The sequence below is a fragment of the Veillonella dispar genome, assembly GCF_937975875.1.
In the GTDB taxonomy this organism is placed as follows: domain Bacteria; phylum Bacillota; class Negativicutes; order Veillonellales; family Veillonellaceae; genus Veillonella; species Veillonella dispar_B.
In genome coordinates this window covers 1-3,150 of sequence record NZ_CALJSP010000181.1, presented here as the reverse complement: position 1 = coordinate 3,150, position 3,150 = coordinate 1, and the positions used below count along the sequence as shown (strand labels likewise).

2 protein-coding genes and 1 pseudogene are annotated in these 3,150 nt (G+C 41.1%); 1 reads left to right on the top strand and 2 read right to left on the bottom strand.

Annotation, left to right across the window (positions count from 1 at the left end):
• The coding region (locus Q7P05_RS08990) for a PD-(D/E)XK nuclease family protein (protein WP_303931744.1) at positions 1-1,415 on the bottom strand (1,415 nt) is incomplete at its 3' end.
• 345 nt (positions 1,416-1,760) lie between these two features.
• Between Q7P05_RS08990 and Q7P05_RS08985 the strand changes: the two genes are divergently transcribed.
• Entirely contained in the window at positions 1,761-2,738 is a 978-nt protein-coding gene (locus Q7P05_RS08985) for a hypothetical protein (protein WP_105093665.1), read from the top strand.
• A 243-nt stretch (positions 2,739-2,981) separates the two neighbouring features.
• Here the strand turns inward: Q7P05_RS08985 and Q7P05_RS09645 are convergent.
• Positions 2,982-3,150, bottom strand: a pseudogene (locus Q7P05_RS09645) (lipase); the annotation flags it as partial.

Sequence of the window (3,150 nt, the reverse complement as noted above, 5' to 3'; positions counted from 1 at the left end):
TCAAACCACGGGGATAGAATATCCATAATGGTTTGTCGTGCTTGATTAACACGGGCTCTACGCGGTGCATCTGAGTGACTTTCTTCATCTTGCCCCTCATGAAAGCCTCGTAAATACGGCCAGCTTTCACGTTCCCATTTATAATGGTCGATACCAAACTCGAGTACGTAGTTTTCTAATTCATCTACGGCCTCACGGGTAAGGGGCATCAAGTCTGTTTTAAGCAATAAGAACATGCTGTCTCGACTGTAGCTATGGCGAACGATATCAAAGAGGGCTGTCAACAATTCGCCTAATGGATGGTTTTTCATAGGCCGCTGACGGTCGATAAAATGCGGAATACCATAACGACTGAAGGCCTTCTCTAAGGTATCCCCGTACGTTTCCGACTCGCGAAGCATAATACACACATCGCGGTATCGAGCCTCTGGAGCGGACTCCACATAGGCTAAAATACGGCGAGCCACCCCATCAGCTTCCCGCTCTCTGTTGTAGCCACGAATGAGCGGTATCGTAGTATCTGTAGGATTTGGCTTGCTAGGGCTAGTAAAGTAATTAGATTCTAATTCTTGTACGATTTGAGGACCCCGTTTCCCATCAAATCCAACCCAGTTAATGCTAGAACCATAACGACCCACTAAGGTATCATAAATTTCTAAAGGGCGACTAAAGAGATGTTCCCCTCGACGAGCGAGATTTAACGCCTTCGGAGCCATCGGTAAGTCGATGGTTATAACCGCTTCCTTAGCCAAATCAAACAAGGTATAAATCAACTCATAATGTGTAGGCGTAAACCAATGGAATCCATCGATAAAGACATGACTATTTTCCATCAGAGGAGACTGTGGCAAAGCCTCAACAATTTCCATAATAGGATCGATGTCGCGTTCCCCATGACGACTGATTTCCTCTTCATAAGCGGCCATACAAATGGCAAGTTCACGCAATTTCTTTTGTAATACTTTATTTTTTACAGACTCCGCCCCACGTTCTAGGTCGGTAGGACCTACGCGAAATGCGCGAAACTCAGAAAATAGCTGTTGTAATACAGAAGAAAACTCAGGACGCTTGGTAGCCTGTTCTAAGAGGCCTAGTTCCTTCTGTTTTCGTTTCATAACAAGGCGCAACAACATAGACCGGCCAAAGCTAGATAAGCTTGATTGACCGGCCCCTTTGGAGCCTATGGATTGATATACTTGGTAACCCAAACGACCAAAACCTACGACGCGAACCGTGGTAAAGCCTTTTTCAGGCATAAACTCGGCAAGCTCTCGCTCTACTCGATACGTAGCTGGTTCAGGAACAAGTAAGATTATAGGTTCCCCTGGACAATCGGTCATAACTTGACGTATCCGTTCATATACGGCACGTGTCTTACCAGATCCTGCTCGTCCATAATAGACGCTAATACTCATGAGACCTCCCTAGTGAAACTTTCACCATCTCAATTTATATAATTTATATAATTCACAAATTTCATCTAATTTATATATTTCTTGTTCTTAGGTATAGCCTAAAACTATTTTTTTCGATATAATAATGTCATTATACATAAATACTATTATATAGTAATATGATATTCTGTGCCTAATTATGGGGTAATTAAAGGCAAATTGTACAATATTTGACTCATTAGATTAAATTTGTTTATAATTAAGAAAATATTTTATATTTTATTTACAATTAACAGAATTTCATATATAATACAGATTAGTATTTGTGTTATTTGTAAAAAATCATGTATTTAGGAGTGAATTATTATGAACAAAAAACATTTAGCAGCTGCTTTCGCAGTATTCGCAGCTACAACTATGTCTTTCTCTGCTTTCGCAGCATCCGTTGATGCTAACGCACGCGCTTACGAACGTGCTGCAGCTGAACAATATACTTACGCTGCACCTCAAGCAGCTACACCAGCGTACCAATCTGGTTATGTAACAAGCGCACCACGCCCTGGTTACAAACCATTACCAGCGGTACCTTACACAGCAGGTGACATGGCTCAACAAATGCCTGTATCTAAAGAATTAGGCGATCCAATCTTCGTAGCACCTGAAACAACAGCTGTAGGTCTTCAAATCATGGACCCTATCGCTACTAACAGCCAACCTGTATACCAAGAAACTGTAACTTCCGTAACAGCTAATGGCAATGGTAGTGCATATGTTTCCCGTTATAAAACTAACCAATTAAACGCATTCGACTTGTTGTTGAACGGCAAATCTTACACTTACGACTTGCCTGCATACACTAACGGCTACCAAGTGAAAACTGCTAGCTCCTACAACCGTGCTGGCGACGGCGTTGCAAATGTATTCTCTACAAACGTAATCACTGAAGCAGTTGTAAACAACAACTCCTTGCGTATCACTGTTAACATGACTCAACCAACAGCTGTAGCAGCTGCTAAATTGCGTTCCATGCAACAAACTGGTCAAGTAGCAGGCGGTGAAGTAGCTGCATTGTTCGCTTACAATGAAAGCTATGATGGTGTAAAACAAGCTGCTCATTACGACGTCTTCAACAACGGCAACCGTTACATCGTTGTTAAATCTGGTGCTGTAACAGTTCCAAATGGTGCACAACACCCTTACGCAACTGCATTGTTCGCAGTAACTGACGACACTGTAGCAGCTGTAACAGTATCTGGCAACACTGCTGATACTTACGATTTAGTTAAAGGTACTGCATACGCAATTGCACAATCCGCTCGCGTATCTAACGCACGTACTCGCTAATTCTAACTATAATTCGTTACGAATTAACTATAATGGTGAAAGCTACAAGCCTTCACACCTAAAGACTATATAAATCACCAAATCCCCGAATGAGATATCTCATTCGGGGATTTTTTTTAGCTAGTTATAAAGCTCAGGATCTAAGGTCTAACCTTCATACCTAAGCAAATTAAGATGATGTATCTTACCAACTAGGTCCTTAACTTAATAAATTTATGAATTATTAGCTTTATGATGCTTTAATTATAGTCTTGTAAATATCTCTAATGCCTTATAGGCCATCAAACGATAGCCACGCGCATTGGGATGTACTTCACCAGCAAAAACAATTTGGCCTATTTGATCTGCTTCATATAAAGTTGTATAGAAGTCTATAACCTTTAAGTCATGCTCTGCTGCATAAGCTTTTAAT